General features: G+C 62.4%; 15 protein-coding genes, 1 tRNA gene and 1 pseudogene. 7 read left to right on the forward strand and 10 right to left on the reverse strand.

From position 1 onward, the window contains the following. Positions 1-78: 78 nt before the first annotated feature. Positions 79-300 (reverse strand): annotated as a pseudogene (locus ABDB87_RS17390) (transposase); the annotation flags it as partial. Between the two features lie 19 nt (positions 301-319). Between ABDB87_RS17390 and ABDB87_RS17395 the strand changes: the two are divergent. Beyond that, on the forward strand, positions 320-931 hold the full coding sequence (locus ABDB87_RS17395; RefSeq protein WP_345929409.1) for a site-specific integrase: 612 nt from the start codon (positions 320-322) through the stop codon (positions 929-931). Between the two features lie 67 nt (positions 932-998). On the opposite strand, the gene ABDB87_RS17400 is transcribed toward ABDB87_RS17395, so the two are convergent. After that, positions 999-1,089: transfer RNA gene (locus tag ABDB87_RS17400), tRNA-Ser, on the reverse strand. A gap of 236 nt (positions 1,090-1,325) precedes the next feature. Between ABDB87_RS17400 and msrP the strand changes: the two genes are divergently transcribed. Both msrP and ABDB87_RS17410 read left to right on the forward strand, forming a co-directional pair. Then, positions 1,326-2,267, forward strand: a complete 942-nt coding sequence (gene msrP, locus ABDB87_RS17405) for a protein-methionine-sulfoxide reductase catalytic subunit MsrP (RefSeq protein ID WP_345929411.1) — start codon at positions 1,326-1,328, stop codon at positions 2,265-2,267. Continuing rightward, positions 2,267-2,944 (forward strand): protein-methionine-sulfoxide reductase heme-binding subunit MsrQ, encoded by a 678-nt coding sequence (locus tag ABDB87_RS17410; protein ID WP_345929413.1) that lies wholly within the window; start codon positions 2,267-2,269, stop codon positions 2,942-2,944. Before msrP ends, ABDB87_RS17410 begins: the two co-directional genes overlap by 1 nt. Here the strand turns inward: ABDB87_RS17410 and ABDB87_RS17415 are convergent, their stop codons facing one another. Together ABDB87_RS17415 and yoaA are read right to left on the reverse strand one after the other, a co-directional pair. After that, positions 2,945-3,469: a hypothetical protein gene (locus ABDB87_RS17415; RefSeq protein WP_345929415.1), complete on the reverse strand. Its 525-nt coding sequence runs from the start codon at positions 3,467-3,469 to the stop codon at positions 2,945-2,947. A 132-nt stretch (positions 3,470-3,601) separates the two neighbouring features. Next, positions 3,602-5,563, reverse strand: a complete 1,962-nt coding sequence (gene yoaA, locus ABDB87_RS17420) for a DNA repair helicase YoaA (protein ID WP_345929417.1) — start codon at positions 5,561-5,563, stop codon at positions 3,602-3,604. 209 nt (positions 5,564-5,772) lie between these two features. On the opposite strand from yoaA, the gene tfpB reads away from it, so the two are divergent. From tfpB to msbA, 4 genes are all read left to right on the forward strand, one after another. Beyond that, complete coding sequence (gene tfpB / locus ABDB87_RS17425) at positions 5,773-7,560, forward strand: type IV pilus assembly ATPase TfpB (RefSeq protein WP_345929419.1); 1,788 nt, start codon at positions 5,773-5,775, stop codon at positions 7,558-7,560. 91 nt (positions 7,561-7,651) lie between these two features. Further along, positions 7,652-8,317, forward strand: a complete 666-nt coding sequence (locus ABDB87_RS17430) for a tyrosine-protein phosphatase (RefSeq protein ID WP_345929421.1) — start codon at positions 7,652-7,654, stop codon at positions 8,315-8,317. Positions 8,318-8,444: 127 nt separating this feature from the next. Next, on the forward strand, positions 8,445-9,107 hold the full coding sequence (locus ABDB87_RS17435) for a hypothetical protein (RefSeq protein WP_345929423.1): 663 nt from the start codon (positions 8,445-8,447) through the stop codon (positions 9,105-9,107). A gap of 96 nt (positions 9,108-9,203) precedes the next feature. Beyond that, positions 9,204-10,997: a lipid A export permease/ATP-binding protein MsbA gene (msbA, locus tag ABDB87_RS17440; protein ID WP_345929424.1), complete on the forward strand. Its 1,794-nt coding sequence runs from the start codon at positions 9,204-9,206 to the stop codon at positions 10,995-10,997. A 3-nt stretch (positions 10,998-11,000) separates the two neighbouring features. Here msbA and ABDB87_RS17445 read toward each other — a convergent pair whose 3' ends face one another. The 6 genes from ABDB87_RS17445 to ABDB87_RS17470 form a co-directional block, all read right to left on the reverse strand. After that, positions 11,001-11,795, reverse strand: a complete 795-nt coding sequence (locus tag ABDB87_RS17445) for a secretin N-terminal domain-containing protein (protein ID WP_345929425.1) — start codon at positions 11,793-11,795, stop codon at positions 11,001-11,003. A 133-nt stretch (positions 11,796-11,928) separates the two neighbouring features. After that, a complete protein-coding gene (locus ABDB87_RS17450) occupies positions 11,929-13,602 on the reverse strand; it encodes an ABC-F family ATP-binding cassette domain-containing protein (protein WP_345929427.1) in 1,674 nt (557 codons plus the stop codon). 127 nt (positions 13,603-13,729) lie between these two features. Next, positions 13,730-14,845 carry a cell division protein ZapE gene (gene zapE, locus ABDB87_RS17455; RefSeq protein ID WP_345929430.1) on the reverse strand — a complete coding sequence of 372 codons (1,116 nt, stop codon included), beginning with the start codon at positions 14,843-14,845 and terminating at the stop codon, positions 13,730-13,732. Between the two features lie 181 nt (positions 14,846-15,026). After that, complete coding sequence (lpdA, locus tag ABDB87_RS17460) at positions 15,027-16,451, reverse strand: dihydrolipoyl dehydrogenase (protein ID WP_345929432.1); 1,425 nt, start codon at positions 16,449-16,451, stop codon at positions 15,027-15,029. A 99-nt stretch (positions 16,452-16,550) separates the two neighbouring features. Continuing rightward, positions 16,551-17,810 (reverse strand): 2-oxoglutarate dehydrogenase complex dihydrolipoyllysine-residue succinyltransferase, encoded by a 1,260-nt coding sequence (gene odhB, locus ABDB87_RS17465; protein ID WP_345929434.1) that lies wholly within the window; start codon positions 17,808-17,810, stop codon positions 16,551-16,553. Positions 17,811-17,846: 36 nt separating this feature from the next. Further along, complete coding sequence (locus ABDB87_RS17470) at positions 17,847-20,696, reverse strand: 2-oxoglutarate dehydrogenase E1 component (RefSeq protein ID WP_345929436.1); 2,850 nt, start codon at positions 20,694-20,696, stop codon at positions 17,847-17,849. Positions 20,697-20,744: the final 48 nt, after the last annotated feature.

The raw sequence follows: 20,744 nt of genomic DNA on the forward strand, positions 1-20,744 counted from the left end.
CACTTTCTTGTAGGGGCACGTTTGAGATTCGCTCATATACGAATCAACAACTTACGCGACGAACTGTCGAACTCGGGTGGTTACGACCAGGCTGCGCCGGTGATAGTCACTCCATTTCTTCCAGATTGTCCGTCCCAGACGTTTGGTGGTTCGGAGAATGTCGTTTCGGGCTCGCGCGCCCGCACTTCCTTCTTTCCACGGTTGCGCATTTTTGCGCACCGGAGTCAGAGCATGTGCCCCTCGGCTGGCGATGGCCGCATGACAGGCCTTCGTGTCATAGGCACCGTGGGCGCCGACACTGTCCTCCGCGGACAAGCCTTTGACCATTCAGGTCATTTCAAGCCAAGCACCGGTTAGACGACGTGGCTGCAGACATGATCAGGTTCGCAACCTGTTTCAGTTTGCATTCTGGTCTGACCTCCGCACCTCAGAACTCGTTGCCCTGAAATGGGGGGAAATGGACTGGCGTAAGGGATTCGTGCGCGTGTCACGTACTCAGACTCAGGCCGTGACCGAGGCCGAATCACAGAAGACCCGGCGCGGCACGCGAAGCGTGAAACAGCTTGCGCCCGCGCTCACCGCGCTGAAGGACCAGAAGCCATTCACCTTCACGGCAGGCGAGCGCGTATTTCTCGACCCGCGAAGCAATGGGCCATGGGCGAGAGATCAGCTCACTCGTGAAGGGGCCTGGACAACGGCGTTGAAGCTCGCCAAGGTGCGCTATCGAAACCCGTACCAGATGCGCCACACGTATGCCAGCATGATGCTGAGCGCGGGGGAAAATCCGATCTGGGTTGCCGGGCAAAATGGCCACTTGGACACTGCAATGATTTTCAGGATCTACGGCCGCTGGATTCCGGATGCCAGCCTGCAAGCTGGAGGAATGGCCGTCAAGATGTTGCCGGGGAGCCCGACAAAAAGGCTGCGATAACCTGCCCAAAAAGCCCCGTTTTTTTCGCAGCACCACTAAGTCAGATCTTTAGAAATCAATAACTTAGTGGCGGAGAGGGGGGGATTCGAACCCCCGTCAGGATATTATCCTGAACACGCTTTCCAGGCGTGCGACTTAAACCACTCATCCACCTCTCCGCGAAGAGGCGAGATTATAGCCGAGCTTTCGAGAAATGGGCAATGCTGGAACGAAGATTTTTGCGGCGGCATGCCCGACTGAGTTTTTTTGCGTCACCGGCGTAAGCTTTTTCGACTTTTCCGGTCTACTGACTGGGAAGCCGTGTTTCGCGCAGAGCCGGATCGCGCCCACGAACAAACAAAAATACCGCAACACAGAGAGTCTGGCCTGTGCGGCCAGGGAAAGGATGCGCCCCATGCTGATCCGTCGTTCGTCCGACATCATTCCATCGGAAATCACCACGCCCGAGCTCTACAAGGCACGCCGCGAGTTCATGCAGTTGGGCAGCCGCGCCGCGCTCGCGGGCGCTGTCTCGCTGGCCCTGCCCTGGTCAGAGGCGAAAGCCGCCGTTCTGGCGGGGGTCCAGCCCAACCGCATGAAGATCACGGACAAACCCACCCGACAGAAAGATGCCACGAGCTACAACAATTACTACGAATTCGGCGTCAACAAGGACGAACCGGCCGAAAACGCGCGGGCGCTGAAAACGAGTCCCTGGACTATTGTCGTTGAAGGCCTGTGCAACAAGCCTCGCAGCTTCGCCATCGAGGATCTCTTCAAGCTCGCGCCGCTTGAGGAGCGAATCTACCGCATGCGCTGCGTGGAAGGCTGGTCAATGGTGATCCCCTGGATCGGTTTCCCGCTCGCGAGTCTGCTCAAGGCAGTCGAGCCTCAGGGCAGCGCAAAGTTCGTGGAGTTTGTCAGCCTGTATGACAGGAAGACCATGATGGGCACCTGGCAACCCATTCTGGATTGGCCTTACACCGAGGGTTTGCGCATGGACGAAGCGCTCCACCCGCTCACGCTGATGGCTGTCGGCATGTATGGCGAAACACTGCCGCCGCAGAACGGCGCACCGATACGTCTCGTCGTGCCCTGGAAGTACGGCTTCAAGGGAGCCAAATCGATCGTGCGCATCAGGCTTGTCGAAAAGATGCCCGGTACCGCCTGGAACAAGGCCGCGGCCAATGAATACGGTTTCTATTCGAACGTGAATCCGGATGTGCCGCACCCCAGATGGGATCAGGACACCGAGCGACGGATCGGCGAACTCACCAAGCGCAAGACGCTGATGTTCAACGGCTATTCGGAGGTCGCGTCGCTTTACGCCGGCATGGACCTGAAGAAGAACTTCTGATGGACCCGCGCAACCCCGATCGCAACACGATCAGCCTCATCAAGAGCGTCCTCTTCCTGCTCTGCCTGATCCCGGCGGCTCACCTCGGCTGGGGCTTCCAGCAAGACGCACTGGGAGCCAACCCGGTCGAGGCCATCACGCGTGGTACGGGCGACTGGACCTTGCGTTTCCTGCTGATTTCGCTGGCAGTCACACCATTACGCCAGCTGAGCGGATGGAACTGGCTCCTGCGCACCCGGCGGATGCTCGGGCTCTATGCGTTTTTTTACGCCAGCCTGCACTTCATGACCTATCTGTGGCTGGACCGTTTCTTCGACTGGTCCGGCATGGCACGCGACATTCTGCGCCGCCCTTTCATCACGGTGGGTTTCGCCGCCTTCGTGCTGCTCATACCACTCGCGGCCACCTCCTTCAACCGGGCGATCCGCTGGCTGGGCGGGCGACGCTGGCAATCCCTGCACCGCAGTGTCTATCCGATCGGCATCCTGTCGATCGTTCACTACTGGTGGCTGGTCAAGCGGGATATTTCAGAGCCGCTCATGTACGGACTGATCCTGGCTGTATTGCTTGGCTTCAGATTCTGGCAGCGCGACCTTGAGCGGCAGCGCCAGCTTGCCGCCGGGCAGCCTCGAAACCGCATCAAACCCCGCAAGGTGATTCCGATCGTGCCGAAGTGATCAGCGCAGCAGTGGTTTGACCTTCTGCTTGAACTCGACGGCCGCCGCAATACGGCCGGTCTTGTTGAGGACGGTGATGATCTCGTTGCCCAGCGCGACGAAATCACGCATGCGACGCGCCCGGCCCAGTGATTCGAGATAGGCATCCGGCTGAGCGGAGAAGTATTCCTCGATTGCGCCCAGCATGATCGCTTTCAATGCCGCCAGACGCTCTGCCCGGCCTGCCGGAGGAAGACTCTGCTGCTCGGAAAGGGGCGCTTCGGCGTGCTGCGGCTCTTGGGACAGGACTTCGTCAGCGATGTCCTTGCCGTAGCTGCTCAGTGCCTGAATCAGGCCTTTTTCCTGCAATACATCGAGATATTCCTGCACAAGCGCCGGCGTGGCGAACTTGCCGCAAAGGTCGTTCACGCATTGCTTGCCATCGATCAGGATCAGGAGTGAGCGCGCGCGCGGATGCAATCGCGCATGGCGCAGCTGCACTTCCTGCATCCCGGCAGTGGTCTTGGCGTAAACAAGGCCGTTCATTTCATTCCTCGAAGCTTTTGCACGCATGCCGGACATGCCGTGCGATATGTAGGACCCTTCCTACATCAAGCTGAGCCGATATTACTTTGGGACGAGCCCCGATACCAGCCCGGAAAACGAAATATCGCTCATTCAGCCCGCGGGTGTAGCAGGCGGCGGCAGGGTTTCAAGAAAGGCGACAACCTCTTCCTCGATGCGGGTGCGCCGCATGGGCGGCAGGCTCTGCCAGACCCGTTTCCCGTAAGGCTTGCTGATCATGCGAGGGTCGCAGACCATCAACACACCGCGATCTCGCTCGGTGCGGATGAGCCGCCCTGCCCCCTGCTTCATGCTGATCACGGCGCGCGGCAGCTGATAATCCATGAATGGGTTCTTGCCCTGCTTTTCCATCCAGTCGACGCGCGCGCGCAGCACCGGGTCGTCCGGCGGCGCAAAAGGCAGTTTGTCGATGATGACCACGGAGAGCGCGTCCCCGGGCACATCCACGCCTTCCCAGAAACTCTGGCTGGCGACCAGCACGGCGTTACCCAGTTGGCGGAAGCGTTCGAGCAGTTCGCTTCGCGAGGCCTGTCCCTGGATCAGCAGGGGCAGATCGAGCGCTTCGCGATGAAAGCGGGATTCCAGCCCCTCATGAATGTGCTTCATCGCCCGCAGTGAAGTGCAGAGCACAAAGGTACGGCCTTGCGCTGCGCGAATCACCGGAACGGCCGCCTCCACGACGGCGTCGAGGTAAGCCGGACTGTTGGGGTCCGGCATGTTGGCCGGCGCATAGAGCACGGCCTGCTCGCCGTATTCAAAGGGGCTGCCCCACATACCGGTCTCGGGAACCGGATCCAGCACATCAAGCCCAAGCTCGCCGCAGTAATGGCCAAAACTCTGACCGATCGCAAGCGTGGCGGACGCGAAGATCCAGCTTTTGGCATTGCCCTCGATCTGTTTGCGGAAGATCTCGCCTACCTGAAGCGGCGTCGTATTGAGCGAAGCAGACTGGCTGAACACTTCGACCCAGCGGATGCTGTCAGGCTGATTGAGGCGCCGCCAGTTGCAGACCCGCTGATGAAGCTCCGTGGCGCGCTGCCAGCATTTCTCGAGGCCTTCGGAGCGCTCCGCCTGGGATTCCGCCAGACTCACGAACTGCTCCAGCTCGTGCTCGACAAGATCCAGCGCACTCAGAAAATCGGCCCGCTCCGCAACCTGCTCGAAAGACAGGCGCGCGTTCTCGCCCGGAATCGAGAGACGCAGGTCTTTCGCGGCTTTCTCGAGCGAACGCGTAGCGTCCTGAAGTGGCATGAAGTCCCGCGCGGAAGCCAGCGCTTCGTGTCGCGTGTCACGTGCCAGATCGAGCATCTGACCGGTCGAGGCCGAATCGCCGAAAAACATGCTGGCCGTTTCAGGCAGCTGATGCGCCTCGTCGAAAATCACGGTATTGCAGGCGGGCAGCAGCTCGCCCATGCCTTCGTCCCGCAACATCACGTCAGCGAAGAAAAGGTGATGATTCACCACGACCACATCCGCTTCCTGGGCCGTCCGGCGCGCGGCCATCACGAAGCACTCCTTGGCGTTCGGACATTCCTGGCCCAGGCAGTTGTCGCGCGTCGAAGTCGCGGCGATCCAGACAGTCGAGTCTTCCGGCACACCGGTGCACTCGGATTTGTCACCGGTCTGTGTATGCAGCAGCCACTTGGCAATCGTCCGGATATGCGCCGCGTCATCGCGACTGATGAAACGCCCCTCCAGCTGGGCGCGCGCCACATGGTAGTGGCAGGCGTAGTTCTGCCGCCCCTTCAGGAGCGCCACGCTGACCGGCACCTTGAGCGCCTTGCGTACGGCGGGAAGATCGCGATGGAAGAGCTGATCCTGCAGGGTCTTGGTTCCGGTCGAAACAATCACCTTGCCGCCAGAGAGGAGCGCCGGCACCAGGTAGGCAAAGGTCTTGCCGGTGCCCGTACCGGCTTCGGCGACCAACGCCCGGTTGCCGTGAATGGCACGTGCAATGGCTTCCGCCATTTCACGCTGCTGCGGGCGCGGACGAAAACCGGGAATGACCCGGGCGAGCGTGCCGTCATCGGCAAAATGGGGGGCGACGTCTAGCATGGAGAGACCGGAGGAAAGCCGCGCGATGGTAGCACGTCGCTTTTCCCGGTTGATCCGCAGCAGAAAATCACTGTTAAGCCGTTAAAAAAGTGCCGACGAAGATTGTTCCGTCGCCGCCCCCGTTCTAGATTGCCAGCCTGCCCAGATCACCCGTGCCCCCTATGAACAGTCCCGCTCCGAAACACAGCGCACCCAGTCGCGCGGAAAAAATGGCCTCGCAGGCAGAGCAACGCCTGCAGCTGCGGGACATCCTGCACCTGCTTCGCGAAGACCGGCTGATCACTCATGAAGAGGCGGAAACCGTCTATAAGGAGCGCTTCCAGTACAAGGCCGACGCCCATCCGCTGATCCAGATTGCGGAGCGCCAGCTGAAATCGGCCCAACCGCCGCACAAGCTCCTGCATCTGGAGATGCTGACCGAATGGCTGGCGGGCCGGCTGGGGCTGGAGTATTTCCACATCGATCCGTTGCGGATCAATTTCTCGACGGTCACCGAGGTGATGACTTCCGCCTACGCCGCGCGTCTGCAGGTGCTGCCGGTGCAGGTCAGCCAGCAGGAGGTGGTGATCGCCAGCGCGGAGCCCTTCCTGCGCCAGTGGGAACACGAGCTGCAGCCGATTCTGCGCAGACCGATCCGGCGCGTTTTTGCCAATCCGGCAGATATCGAGCGTTTCCAGGTGGAGTTCTTCAACCTGGCCCGCTCGGTCAAGAACGCCAACAGCAAGGCCAACCAGCAGAACTCGCCGATCAGCAACTTCGAACAGCTGGTCGAACTCTCCAAGACCAACCGGCAGTTCGATGCCAACGAGCAGCACATTGTCAGCATCGTCGACTGGCTCTGGCAGTATGCCTTCGAGCAGCGCGCGTCCGACATCCATGTAGAACCCCGTCGGGACATCGGCATCGTCCGCTTCCGCATCGACGGCGTGCTGCATCAGGTCTATCAGCTGCCGATGAGCGTGATCAACGCCATGACCAGCCGGATCAAGATCCTTGGCCGCATGGACGTGGTCGAGAAACGCCGGCCGCAGGATGGCCGGATCAAGACCCGCACGCCGGCCGGACTGGAAATCGAGCTGCGCCTCTCAACCCTGCCGACCGCGTTCGGCGAGAAGCTGGTGATGCGGATCTTCGACCCGGACGTTCTGGTCAGGAGCTTCGCCGAACTGGGTTTCACCGATGACGACCTCGCCCGCTGGCAGCACATGACGAAGCAGCCCAACGGGATCATCCTGGTCACAGGGCCGACCGGCTCGGGCAAGACCACCACGCTGTACTCCACGCTCAAGCATCTGGCCACGCCGGAGGTCAATGTCTGCACGATCGAGGACCCGATCGAAATGGTTGAGGGTGCGTTCAACCAGATGCAGGTCCAGGCCGGCATCGATCTGGGCTTCGCCGACGGTGTACGCGCTCTGCTTCGTCAGGATCCGGACATCATCATGATCGGCGAAATCCGCGATCTGGAAACCGCCGAAATGGCGATCCAGGCGGCGCTCACCGGCCACCTGGTGCTCTCGACCCTGCACACCAACGATGCCCCCTCGGCCATCACCCGGATGCTCGACCTCGGTGTACCACCCTATCTGCTCAATGCCACCGTGCTCGGCGTGATGGCCCAGCGCCTGGTCCGCACTCTCTGCCCGCATTGCAAGCGGGCTGCCGAACCCACCGAGGAAGAAGCCGAAGCCTGGAAGCGCCTCGTCGCTCCGTTCAAGGCGAACGTACCGCGCCAGATTCATCATCCGGTCGGCTGTCTTGAATGCCGCAAGACTGGCTACAGCGGGCGCATGGGTATTTACGAGACCGCGCTGATGTCGCCCGCCCTTGCTCGCCTCATTCACAACAACACCGAGCTGGCGGCGGTGCGGCAGCAGGCCATGCGGGAAGACATGAAGCCGCTGCGGATTTCCGGTGCGCTGAAGGTAGCCAAGGGGCAGACGAGCCTGGACGAGGTTCTGCGGACGGCACCACCGGCCCAAGACGAATCGCTCTGAGCGGGCGTACCACACCACCGCTACGCGCGCTCGGGTTTTCAAGGATAATCAGCGGCCCTGCCTCAACGGCTGCCTGACCGGTCTGATTTTCGTGGCGCGTGATGTAACCAGTTTCCGTGGCCGTTTCCTGGCCTACCTCGACCTGATTTTCGTGGATCACGGCATCTTCCGCGTGTTCTACAACAACCTCTATGCGCTGTCTGGCGGCCTCTTCCGCTCCAGCCAGCCCAGCCCGGGCCAGATCCGCAAGTATCAGCGCGAACTGGGCCTGCGCACGATCATCAACCTGCGCGGCGCCGATGATTCCCGCCGCTACGCACTGGAAGCGGAGGAATGCCGCCGCCTGGGCATCGAGCTGATCGACTTCTGGGGAATCATGTCGCGCAGCGCGCCCTACCCGGACGTGATCCGCAAGGCGCAGGAAATGTTTGCCCGCATCGAGTATCCGGCGCTCGTTCATTGCAAGAGCGGTGCGGACCGGGCTGGCTTCGCTTCCGCGCTCTACCGCATGTTCAGGCTCAACGAGCCGGTGCAGGAAGCGTTGAAGGAGCTCTCCTGGAAGTACGGCCACTTCAAGGGTTCGAAAACCGGCATCCTGGACTTCTTCTTTGAGGAATATCTCCTGGCCAATGCCCGTGAGCCGATCGACTTCATGGTCTGGCTCGAGACGGTCTACGACCGCGATCAGCTCAAGGCCGCCTTCCACACGCGTGGCTGGGCCGACTTCCTGGTTGATCGGGTCCTGCATCGGGAGTAGATCCGGCAGCAAGGGTTTTCACGGGTCAAGTTCCGGCTTTTCGGACCGTTGAAGTGCGCAGGCACCGGCGAACATGCCGGTGTATTTTTCCCTTCATGCGGCAATCAGACCTGACAAAGGAAAACCCATGCATCGCACGACTCTGCCTGCAGCACTGCTCTGCGCCCTCCTCTGCTCGCCCGCCATGGCCGAAACCGGCGTCGGCCTGCAGATCGGCACCACTGGCTACGGCGCCGATCTCGGCTATCAGATCAACGACCGCCTCGGCGCACGCGTCGGCTACTCGGCCTTCAACTATTCGCACTCGGTGCATGACACCGACGTCGACTACGACGGCAAGCTGAAGCTCTCAAGCTTCCGCGCGCTGGCAGATCTGGAACTGGGCTACGGCTTCCGCGTCACCGGCGGGCTCGCCTTCAACAACAACCGCATCGACATCGACGGTCGCCCCAGCGGCACCAGCTACACCCTCAACGGCACGACCTACCAGGCCAGCGACGTTGGCAGCCTGAAAGGCCGCATCAAGCTGGGCAATGGCGCAGCGCCCTATCTGGGGCTGGGCTACGGCATGATCGGCAAGAAGGGCCTGGGCTTCTATGCCGACATCGGTGCCATGTACATGGGCAAGCCCAAGACCACGCTGGACGTCACTTGCGGCTCAGCGCTGAGTGCGGCGCAATGCAGCCAGCTGCGCACCGACGCCGAGGCCGAGCGCCAGAAAGTGGAAGACAAGGCCAGCGATTACAAGTGGTATCCGGTGCTGAGCGCCGGCATCTCTTACGCCTTCTGAGCCTGACCGGCGGGGGCGCCCTGCCCCCGCTGCTACAATGCCGGCTCCGGCAGCGGCCCAGTCCCGGCGCCGCTGTGCGTCTGCCAGCACGGTTCAATGAAAGATTCCTTCCGCCTCTATACCCGGCTGCTCGCCTACATCAAGCCGTACTGGCGCGTCTCCCTGCTCTCCATCCTCACCATGGCCGCCGTGGCCGGCCTCACGCCGTTGCTGGGCCGGCAGATGAAATTCCTGGTCGATGACGTCCTCATCCGGCAGACCCCGGGCGCGCTCAACAGCGTGCTGGGCGTGCTGGTCGCCATCGTCTTCTTCAAGAGCCTGGCGGAATACGCCTCCAGCGTCTCCAGCCAATGGGTCGCCAACAAGGCGATCGACGACCTGCGCCGCCTCGTCTTCCAGCACCAGATGGTGTTGCCCGTCAGCACCCACCAGGCACAGACCTCGGGCCGGATGCTCTCGCGCATCACTTACGACATTCCCCAAGTCGGCGCCGCGCTCTCGAATGCCTGGATCATCGTGATCCAGGATTCACTCACCGTGGTAGCACTGCTCGGCTGGCTGTTTTACAGCGCCTGGCATCTGACGCTCATCATCATCGCGATCGGGCCGGTCATCGCCTGGATCATCCGCAAGGCCAGTGCCGGCATGCGGGCCTCCAACCGCAAGCAGCAACTGCAGATGGGCGAAATGACCAGTGCCGTCGAAGAGCAACTGGCCGGCCTGCGCGAGATCCGGATTTTCGGCACCCAGGCGCATGAAGCCAGACGCTTCGCGAACATCTCGAACCGCCTGCGCCAGGAAACAATGCGGGTCGTGCGAATCTCGGCGCTGAATGTTCCGATGGTTCAGGTGCTGGCTTTTGTCGCCGTTGCCGGCGTGCTGTACGCGGCGGGTACACTCGTCAGCAAGGGCCTGCTCACACCGGGCGACCTGATGGCCTATGTCACCATCACCTCGCTGATTTTCGAACCGATCCGGCGACTGACCAACATCAACTCGACCATCCAGCGCGGGCTGGCCGGCGCACAGAGCATCTTCGAGCTGCTCGACCTGCCGGCCGAGCCGGACGACGGTCGCCGCACGCTGGACAAGGTACGCGGCGCAATCCGCTTCGAAGAGGTCGAGTTCGCCTATCCCGAACAGCAATGCCCGGCCATCAGCCACTTCTCGCTCGACATCCAGCCCGGTGAAACCGTCGCCTTCGTCGGCGCCTCGGGTTCAGGCAAAACGACCTTGATGGCGCTGGTTGCCCGCTTTTTCGATGCCCGCTCCGGTCGGATCCTGATCGATGATCAAGCCATCAACGAAGTCACGCTGACCAGCCTGCGCAGCCAGATCGCGCTGGTAGGTCAGCATGCGGCCCTCTTCGACGATACGGTTGCACACAACATTGCCTACGGCCGCCAGGGCGCCAGCCGTGAAGACATCGAAACCGCGGCGCGCCAGGCCCATGCGCTCGAGTTCATCGGCAAACTGCCGATGGGTTTCGACACGCGCATCGGCACCAATGGCAACCAGCTCTCGGGCGGGCAGCGCCAGCGTCTCGCGATTGCGCGTGCCTTCCTGAAAAACGCGCCGATCCTGCTGCTCGACGAAGCGACGTCGGCGCTGGACAACGAATCCGAACGCGTCGTACGCGAGGCGCTGGTCGAGTTGCGGCGCGACCGCACCGTACTCGTCATCGCCCACCGGCTGACCACCATCCGCGATGCCAACCGCATCGTGGTGATGGAACGCGGCCGCATCGTGGAAATCGGCAGTCATGACGAACTGGTGGCAACCAATGGCGCCTATGCCCGCCTGCTGGCCAGCGGCGAAGACATCGTGAGTGAAGACGCCCCACACACGATGACCGACACCGCCCTGCCAACCCGGACGGCAGGACTCTGAACTTCAGTCGAGCGCCTCGACACGAATCCAGAAGTCGCTGCTTATTTCGCTACGGCTGTCGCCATAGCGGCTCAGGCCCCGTTCGGTGCGCTCGCTCTGCTGACTCACGCCGCCCAGCGGAATCCACTCGCCCAGCCGCCCGCTGACGGTGGTCTGCAGACCGCTGCCCTCGATACGGCCGCCGGGGCTCATCCTTTGGCTTTGCGGCGCGATGCTCACCGTCACGTTGTTGCCCGCCAGACGCGGCCGCGCCATGAAACCGCTACCGGTGGAGACGTACTGCGCACCGCGCGTGACGACCACGCCGTTGGGGCCGTATACCGTCTGGGTCGCGGGGACCGGCACCGACTGCCCGAGCTGGATCAGCGCCTCGCCATCTTCCACCGTCTGCACACGCGAGACGATGTTCTCGGACTCGCTGCGTCGTCCTGACTCCGCATCAGCCCGGGCGCGCACATCGACCTCGTCACCACGCAGGATCACCCGGCCGTCCGCACCGATCCGGGTGGCCTCGCTGTTGCGGCTCCCGCCCTGGCGAACCGAAATCAGCAGGCGCCTGACCGGCTGATCGATCGCCTCCAGCGCCTGCCGGAGTTCGGCGATATTGCCGGGCGAGCTGCGCACGATGATCTTGCCGCTCATTGCCGACACGCTGCCTCCGGGCTCCAGCAAGCCCTGCAGGGTCGGCAGAACCTGCTCGGGCAGACGATGACGCAGGCTGAGGATTTCCATGCGCTGCTGGGCAGACACGGCAGCGGACAGCATCAGGCAGATCAGGGCGAGTAACAGGCGGCGCATGAGCGTCTCCCCGGAAAGCAGGAATGGGCATTGTAGGCGCTTGCAAAGCCCGTGAAAGACGCTTTCCGGCAGTCAGTCAGGTTTGGCGGAGATGAGCCCGGCCGAGACTCGGACAGAAGGGAGAATCAAGGACTCAGCGCTTCCGCTGCGAAGCGGCCGCCGCCTCGCGCTGGCTGCGCGCCTCATCCAGCAGGAATTGCTGGTAGTCGTCCAGATCGCCCTCGAAAGGCTCCACGCCGCCCTTGCTCACCAGCCAGAATTCGTCGCACACGGATCTCAAGAGCGCGCGGTCGTGGCTCACCAGCATCACCGTGCCTTCAAATTCGTTGAGCGCCACACCCAGCGCCTCGCGCGTGGCAAGGTCGAGGTGGTTGGTCGGCTCATCGAGCAGCAGCAGGTTCGGGCGCTGCCACACGATCATCGCCAGCACCAGGCGCGCCTTCTCGCCGCCGCTCATGGTGCCGACCGCTTGCTTGACCATGTCGCCACCGAAGTTGAAGGTACCGAGGTAGGTGCGCAGCGTCTGCTCGCCGGTGCCCTGGCCGGCGCGCAAATGCGCGGGCAGATCGTGCGCCAGGCGCTGCATGTGCAGCAGCGGCGAGGCTTCCGGGTCGAGCACGTCCAGCTCCTGCTGGGCGAAGTAGCCGATGTTGAGCCCCTTGCCTTCGCTGATCTCGCCGGCAATCGGCGTGAGCGCGTGGGCCACGGTTTTCACCAGCGTGGACTTGCCCTGCCCGTTCGCGCCCAGAATGCCGATGCGCTGGCCGGCAAGCACCGAGCGGTTGATGCCCTTCACGATCACCGTAGGCGGCGTGCCGGCAACCGCGTCCTCCGGCGCCGGATAGCCGAAGCTCGCGCCCAGCATCGAGAGCATCGGGTTGGGCACGTTCTGCGGCTCCTTGAATTCGAAGCTGAACTCCGCATCGGCCAGCACCGGCGCGATCTTCTCCATCCGTTCCAGCGCCTTGACGCGGCTCTGCGCCTGGCGCGCCTTGCTGGCCTTGGCCTTGAAGCGATCGATGAATTTCTGCAGGTGGGCGATCTTGTCGGCCTGCTTCGCGAGTGCTGCGGTCTGCAGCGCCATCTGCTCGGCGCGCATGTCTTCAAACTTGCTGTAATTGCCGCCGTAGCGCACGAGGCGCGCGTTATCGACGTGCACCGTCACCTGCGTCACCGCATCGAGGAACTCGCGGTCGTGGCTGATCACGATCATCGTGCCGGCGTAGCGCTTGAGCCAGGCTTCCAGCCACACCAGTGCATCGAGGTCCAGGTGGTTCGTGGGTTCGTCGAGCAGCAGCAGGTCGGAGGGGCACATCAGCGCGCGCGCCAGTTGCAGGCGCATCCGCCAGCCACCGGAGAAGCTGTTCACCGGCTGATCCAGCTCCGCCACGGAAAAGCCGAGGCCCAGGATCAGCGCCTGTGCGCGGGCCGGCGCATCGTGTTCGCCGGCGTCGTAGAGCGCGGTGTAGGCATGCGCCATCGCCATGCCGTCGTCACTGGCCTCGGCGGCGGCGACTTCGGCGCGCGCTGCCTGCAGCACCGTGTCGCCTTCCACCACGAACTCGGTCGCGCTCTGCGTGGTCTCGGGCATGTCCTGCGCCACCTGCGCCATGCGCCACTGCGGCGGGATCGAGAACTCTCCGCTGTCTTCATGGATGCTGCCGTTGAGCAGTGCGAAGAAGGACGACTTGCCGGCGCCATTGCGGCCCACCAGCCCGACCTTCTCGCCGGGCGCGAAAGTGACCGAAGCCTGGTCGAGAACAACCTTGACGCCGCGACGCAGCGTTACGTTCTTTACGGAAATCATGGCGGCAGCGCGCGAGGCGCCTCAGTGGCACGCCGGCTTGCAAGCGCAGCCGGACTGGTTGGGAGGAGGAGCGGCATGATAGCCCCTCCCTCGCGCAGCGCCTACGGCCGGAGCGATATTTCCCCCATCAGCCAGGCCGATGCGCTTCGGCCAGGTATTCCCGCGATCGCATTTCGATCAGGCGCGACACGGTGCGCGGAAACTCCTGTGCGTTCGGCCCCTCCCGGTACAGCTCGGAGGCTTCCGCTGCGGCACTCAGGATCAGCTTGACGCGCGCTTCATAGAACACGTCGATCAGCCAGGTGAAACGCCGCGCTTCGTTGCCCTGCTCCCTGGTCATCACCGGCACGCCGGAGAGCACGACCGTGTTGTATTGCCGCGCAATCTCGAGATAATCGTTCTGGGAGCGTGGCCCCCCGCACAGTGTGGCGAAGTCGAACCAGACCACGCCCGGGGCGACACGATGCACGGGCAGCGGGCGCTCGAGCACCGTGATTTCACCGGTTTTCCCCACGTTCCCGGCGATCTTGCCGAAGTGCCCCGCGAGTTCGCGTTGTGCCGCTTCGTCGTCGGGCGTGAGATAGATGTTGAGGGCTTCCAGCGTGCGCATGCGGTAGTCAGTGCAGTTATCGACTTCCAGCACATCGAACTGACGCTTGATGAGTTCGATGGTCGGAAGAAAGTTCTGCCTTTGCAGTCCGTTCGGATAGAGACCATCCGGCGGGTAATTCGAAGTCATCACGAACACCACACCGCGTTCGAAGAGCGCTTGAAGGAGACGACCGAGAATCATCGCATCGGCAATATCCGAGACGTGGAATTCATCGAAGCACAGCAATCGCGTCTGCTTGGCGATCACTTCGGCCACGCAGGCCAGCGGATCGTCCTCATTCTGATGCGCCCGCAGTTGGGAATGGATTTCCTGCATGAATGCATGGAAATGCACCCGGCGCTTGCGCTTGTAGGGCAAGGTGTCGAAGAAGCAATCCATGATGAAGCTCTTGCCTCGCCCTACGCCGCCCCAGAGAAAAACGCTGCGCGGCAGATCGGGATGGATGAAGAGCTTGCGCAACGTCGTACGGCGGCGAGCCTTGAATTCGAGCAGCTCGGTATAGAGCTGCTGGAGCCGGGCGATCGCTCGCAACTGCGCCGGATCAGCCGTGTAGCCACGCATGCCGAGCAAGGCGTCATAGGCCTCGCGAACCCCGAACTCGGGCACGTTGAGGATCTTGTGTGAGTCCATTACTCCTGCCTCAAAACAATGAAGGGCAAAGGTTTTGGCCTTTGCCCTTGTCGGCGCGAAAAACGCGGAGAAATCGTAGCGAGGGGGCCGAGGTCGAAACGCGGAGCGGAAACGTACGAGCAGTACGTTGAGCACCGGAGTTTCGAGATCGGCCTACGCAGTGGATTTGTCCCGTTTTTCCTCAGAAGTGCAGCGAACGCTTGTCTACTGCCAGCGCAGCTTCATGCATGGCTTCGGACAGCGTCGGGTGCGCATGACAAGTGCGTGCCAGATCCTCCGAGGCGCCACCGAACTCCATCGCTACCACCGCTTCGGCGATCAGCTCGGAAGCATTCGTACCGATGACATGAACGCCCAGGATCTGGTCGGTTTCGGCATGCGCGATGACCTTCACGAAACCGGTGGTGTCTCCCTGCCCCAGCGCGCGACCATTCGCCAGGAACGGAATCTGGCCGTTCTTGTACGGAATGTTTGCCGCCTTGAGCTCCTGCTCGGTCTTGCCGACCCAGGCGATTTCCGGATGCGTGTAGATGACCCAGGGAATGGTGTCGTGGTTGAGCGTGGTGCCCTGGCCTGCGATGCGCTCGGCCACCATGACGCCTTCTTCCATGCCCTTGTGCGCCAGCATCGGCCCCGGCACTACGTCGCCCACCGCCCAGACGTTGGGCAGATTGGTCGCGCAGTGGTGATCCACGGCGATGCGGCCACGTTCGTCGAGTGCCAGCCCGACCGCTTCGGCGTTCAGACCCGCCGTGTTCGGCACACGGCCGACCGCCACGATGAGCTTGTCTACTTCCAGGGTCTGATCGCCTTCATCGTTTTCATACTTGATGACGACGGTCTTCTTCTTCGGCGTCACTTCCTTGATCTGCACGCCCATCTGGATCTTCAAACCCTGCTTGCTGGTGAAGATCTTCCAGGCTTCCTTGGCCACATTGGCATCCGCCGCGGCAAGAAAGTCGGGCATGGCTTCAAGGATGGTGACTTCCGAGCCCAGACGCTTCCAGACCGAGCTCATTTCAAGACCGATCACGCCAGCGCCGATCACGCCAAGGCGCTTGGGCACGGCACTGATGTTGAGCGCCCCGATGTTGTCGACCACCAGTTGCTGGTCCACCGGAATGCCGGGCAGGTGACGGGCGCTCGAGCCGGTCGCCACGATCACGTGCGTCGTGGTGACGACTTCTTCGCCAACCTTGACCTGCCACTTGCCGTCCACGCTGGCGACAAAGCTGCCGTGACCGGGCAGGAAAGTAACCTTGTACTTCTTGAACAGGCTCTTGATGCCGGTCACCAGTTGCGTGACGATGTTGTCCTTGCGCTTGATCATCGAGGGCACATCGATCGTCACGTTATCGGCCTTGATGCCGTGCATGACAAAAGAATGCGAAGCCTGATCGTACAGCTCGGAGGAGTGCAGCAGCGCCTTGGACGGAATGCAGCCCACATTGAGGCAGGTCCCCCCCAGACGCGGCTCGCCCTTCGGGTCCGCATAGGCCTCGGATTCGCAACAGGCCGTTTTCAGACCCAGCTGCGAAGCGCGAATGGCTGCCACATAACCGGCGGGGCCACCGCCGATGACTACGACGTCGAATTCTTGGCTCATTGCTTATCCTTTGGATAAGAGGGACCGGACACCGGGAACCGGGAGTTCCGCAGGGACACGCCCCACGCTCCGGCACCCGGCATCTCGACCCCCTGGTTATCAGATGTCCAGCAGCAGGCGGGCCGGATCTTCCAGCGCTTCCTTCATGGCCACCAGGCCCAGCACGGCCTCACGACCGTCAATGATGCGGTGGTCATAGGACATCGCGAAGTAGTTGATCGGCCTGATCACGATCTGACCGTTCTCGACCACCGGGCGGTCCTTGGTCGCGTGGATACCCAGAATGGCCGACTGCGGCGGGTTGATGATCGGCGTCGAGAGCATCGAGCCGAACACGCCGCCGTTGGAAATCGAGAAAGTGCCGCCGGTGAGCTCTTCCATCGAAAGCTTGCCTTCCTTGGCCTTGGCTCCGAACTCGGCGATCTTCTTCTCGATCTGGGCGATGCTCATCTGATCGGCATTGCGCAGGATCGGCACAACCAGGCCGCGCGGCGAACCGACGGCAATACCGATATCGAAGTAGCCGTGATAGACGATGTCATTGCCATCGACCGAAGCGTTCAGCACCGGATACTTCTTCAGCGCATGCACCGCAGCCTTGACGAAGAAGGACATGAAGCCGAGCTTGACGCCGTGTTCCTTCTCGAACTTTTCAACATACTTCTTGCGCAGCTCCATGACCGGCGCCATGTTGATTTCGTTGAAGGTGGTCAGGATGGCGTTGGTCGATTGCGACTGCACCAGGCGTTCGGCCACGCGGGCGCGCAGCCGGCTCATCGGCACGCGCTGTTCCGGACGATCAGCCAGCACGGCTTCGACTGCCGGAGGCACCGGCGGCTGCGGCAGCGCGGCGGCCGTTGCAGCGGCAGGGGCCTGGGTCGCGGGAACCGAGACGGAGCTGCCCGCCGCAGCCGGCTTGCCAACACCCAGTGCATCCGCCTTGGTCACGCGTCCGCCCGGGCCGGTGCCCTGTACCGCGGCGGCGTCCACGCCTTTCTCGGCCAGAATCTTGCGGGCAGCCGGACCGGTACCCGCCGGCGCAGCGCTCGCTGCGGCAGCCACGGGCGCGGCAGGCGCTGCCGCAGGGGCCGCGGCAGCAGGCGTGACCGCACCGGCCTTGGCTTCGGTATCGATATGTGCCAGCAGATCGCCGCTGGCCACCGTCGAGCCATTGGCCTTGATGATCTTGACGATCACGCCATCAGCCGGCGCGGGGGTTTCGAGAACGACCTTGTCGGTCTCGATGTCGATGAGGTTCTGGTCTCGCTTGACGGCCTGGCCTTCCTGCGCATGCCAGCTGACAAGAGTCGCTTCGGAAACGGATTCCGACAGTTGCGGCACTTTGACTTCGATGATCATTTTCTGGTTCTCCAGTTTCTATGCTGCTGACGGCGCTCAGAAGCGCGGTGCCAGGTCTTGTCCGAGTTTGCCGAATGCGCCTTCCACCACCTCGCGCTGCTGGGCGTTGTGCATGGCGTAGTAACCCACGGCCGGGGAAGCGGATGCAGGGCGGCTGACGAGATAGAGCGTGTGCTTGTCGCCCATCGAACGCGCCAGATGCTGACGCGAGGCGATCCAGTACCAGGCACCCTGGTTGCGCGGCTCTTCCTGACACCAAACGACTTCCTTGGCATTCGGATACTTCGCCAGTTCGGCGCTGAAAGCCTCGTTGGGGAAGGGATAGAGCTGCTCAAGGCGGATGATGACGGTGTCCTTGATCTCCTTGGCGCGGCGCTCGGCGAGCAGTTCGTAGTAGAGCTTGCCGGAGCAGACCACCACGCGCTTGACCTTCTTCGCGTCGAACTTGTCGACTTCACCGATCACCGTGCGGAACTGGCCGGTCGCCAGTTCATCGAGCGAGGAAATGGCATCCTTGTGGCGCAGCAGCGACTTCGGCGTCATGACGACCAGCGGCTTGCGCAACGGACGAACCATCTGGCGGCGAAGCAGGTGGAAGATCTGGGACGGCGTGGAGGGCACGCAGACCTGCCAGTTGTTTTCGGCAGAGAGCTGCATGTAGCGCTCGAGGCGTGCAGACGAGTGCTCCGGCCCCTGCCCTTCGTAGCCATGCGGCAGCAGCATCGTAATGCCTGCCTGACGGCCCCACTTCGCTTCGCCTGACGAGATGAACTGGTCGATCACCACCTGGGCGCAGTTGCCGAAGTCGCCGAACTGGGCTTCCCAGACGACAAGCTGGTTCGGCTCTGCGGTGGCATAACCGTATTCAAAACCCAGAATGCCCGACTCCGACAGCACGGAATCAATCACCACGAACGGCGCCTGCTCCGGCTGGATGTTGGCCAGCGGCACATGACTGCCGGAATCCCACTTCTCGCGGTTCTGATCATGCAGCACGGCGTGGCGGTGGAAGAAGGTGCCGCGACCGCAGTCCTGCCCCGAAATGCGAACGCCATACCCTTGCGCAACGAGCGAAGCATAGGCGAGGTTTTCAGCCATGCCCCAGTCCAGCGGCTGCGTGCCCTCACCCATGGCCTTGCGGGCCTCGATGATGTTGGCCACGCGTGAGTGCAGCGTGAAGCCCTCGGGCAGATCCGTCAGACGCGCAGAGAGGCGCTTGAGCTCACTCATCGGCACGCCGGTGGGCGCGTCGTCGGTGTAATCCTTCTTGATGAAGGGTGTCCAGTCCTGAGCGAACTTGCGGCTATGGCCGGAGAGGACCGGGTTGTACAGCAACTCGCCACGATCCAGATGCTCACGGTATTCCGAAATCATGTTTTCGGGCTCGTCAGCACTGATCACGCCCTGCCCCACCAGCTTGTCGGCATACACCTTGCGAGTGCCGGGGTGCTGCGCAATCTTCTTGTACATAAGCGGCTGGGTGACCATCGGCTCGTCCTGCTCGTTGTGGCCGAGCTTGCGGTAGCACAGGAGGTCAACCACCACGTCCTTCTTGAAGGTCTGACGGAACTCGATCGCCAGCTGGCAGGCCAGTGCCACCGCTTCCGGATCATCGCCATTGACGTGGAAGATCGGGCATTCGCCCATCTTGAAGATGTCGGTACAGTAGATCGAAGAACGCGAGTCGCGCGGGTCGGAAGTAGTGAAGCCGATCTGGTTGTTGATCACCAGATGGACGGCACCGCCCGTACCGTAGCCGCGGGTCTGGCTGAAGTTCAGCAGCTCCTGGTTGATCCCCTGGCCGGCAACTGCCGCGTCACCGTGAATCAGCAGCGGCACGACCTGGCTCTTGCTCTCGTCATTGCGGCGCTTCTGCCGCGCATAGACCGAACCCTGCACGACCGGATTCACGATTTCGAGGTGCGAGGGGTTGAAGGCCAGCGTCAGGTGCACCGGACCTCCCGGGGTGGCCACGTCGGACGAGAAGCCCATGTGGTACTTCACGTCGCCCGCGGTCAGATCTGCAGCATGCTTGCCTTCGAACTCCTCGAACAGCATCTTGGGCGCCTTGCCCAGCGTGTTGACCAGCACGTTCAGGCGCCCCCGGTGGGCCATGCCGATCACGATTTCCTGCACGCCCATGCTGCCGGCGGTGTTGATGAAGGTATCCATCGCGACGATGGCCGAATCCCCACCTTCGAGCGAGAAACGCTTCTGGCCGACGTAGCGGGTATGGAGGTACTTCTCCAGGGTTTCGGCAGCGGTCAGGCGCTCGAGGATGCGCTTCTTGGTGGCGACATCGAAGGACGGCGTCGAGCGGATCGGCTCCAGACGGCTCTGGATCCAGCGCTTTTGCTGGACATCGGCCATGTACATGTATTCGACCGTCAGCGAGCCGCAGTAGGTCTGGCGCACGGCGTCGAGAATCTCGCGCAGCGAGGCGTGGCTGCTTTCCTGGAACTGGAAGGAGCCGATGTTGAAACTCGCCGAGAGGTCGGCCTCGGTGAAGCCGTAATACGAGGGCTCCAGCTCGGCGATCGAGGGACGCTCCTGGCGCTTGAGCGGATCAATCTGCGCCCAGCGGTTACCGAGGAAGCGGTAGGCATTGATCATCTGCAGCACGCTGATCTGGCGCTTGTCAGCCACGCCCGGTGTCGTGACCGCGGAGGACAGCGGCTTGCCCTGCTTCGCGATCTGCGCGAACGATGCAATGACGGGCGCATGCGCGACATCGCGGCTGGCGCCCGGCAGGTTCTGCAGCGAATCGAAGTAGTCGCGCCATTCATCCGGCACGCTGGAAGGATTCTCGAGATAGGTCTCGTAGAGCTCCTCGATGAACGGAGCATTGCTGCCGAACAGGTAGGAGTTGAGCTGGTACTGTCTCATCGTTTTTGGCCTTTATTCTGGCGGGAGGCTTGCGCCTCCCCTCATGTC

Source organism: Uliginosibacterium paludis (assembly GCF_039631355.1).
GTDB lineage: Bacteria > Pseudomonadota > Gammaproteobacteria > Burkholderiales > Rhodocyclaceae > Uliginosibacterium > Uliginosibacterium paludis.

Excerpts from the sequence above, each read along its gene's own strand:
- msrP (WP_345929411.1), top strand. The coding sequence starts at position 1,326 with ATGCTGATCCGTCGTTCGTCCGACATCATTCCATCGGAAATCACCACG.
- ABDB87_RS17410 (WP_345929413.1), top strand. The coding sequence starts at position 2,267 with ATGGACCCGCGCAACCCCGATCGCAACACGATCAGCCTCATCAAGAGC.
- ABDB87_RS17415 (WP_345929415.1), bottom strand. The coding sequence starts at position 3,469 with ATGAACGGCCTTGTTTACGCCAAGACCACTGCCGGGATGCAGGAAGTG.
- yoaA (WP_345929417.1), bottom strand. The coding sequence starts at position 5,563 with ATGCTAGACGTCGCCCCCCATTTTGCCGATGACGGCACGCTCGCCCGG.
- tfpB (WP_345929419.1), top strand. The coding sequence starts at position 5,773 with ATGGCCTCGCAGGCAGAGCAACGCCTGCAGCTGCGGGACATCCTGCAC.
- ABDB87_RS17435 (WP_345929423.1), top strand. The coding sequence starts at position 8,445 with ATGCATCGCACGACTCTGCCTGCAGCACTGCTCTGCGCCCTCCTCTGC.
- msbA (WP_345929424.1), top strand. The coding sequence starts at position 9,204 with ATGAAAGATTCCTTCCGCCTCTATACCCGGCTGCTCGCCTACATCAAG.
- ABDB87_RS17445 (WP_345929425.1), bottom strand. The coding sequence starts at position 11,795 with ATGCGCCGCCTGTTACTCGCCCTGATCTGCCTGATGCTGTCCGCTGCC.
- ABDB87_RS17450 (WP_345929427.1), bottom strand. The coding sequence starts at position 13,602 with ATGATTTCCGTAAAGAACGTAACGCTGCGTCGCGGCGTCAAGGTTGTT.
- zapE (WP_345929430.1), bottom strand. The coding sequence starts at position 14,845 with ATGGACTCACACAAGATCCTCAACGTGCCCGAGTTCGGGGTTCGCGAG.
- lpdA (WP_345929432.1), bottom strand. The coding sequence starts at position 16,451 with ATGAGCCAAGAATTCGACGTCGTAGTCATCGGCGGTGGCCCCGCCGGT.
- odhB (WP_345929434.1), bottom strand. The coding sequence starts at position 17,810 with ATGATCATCGAAGTCAAAGTGCCGCAACTGTCGGAATCCGTTTCCGAA.
- ABDB87_RS17470 (WP_345929436.1), bottom strand. The coding sequence starts at position 20,696 with ATGAGACAGTACCAGCTCAACTCCTACCTGTTCGGCAGCAATGCTCCG.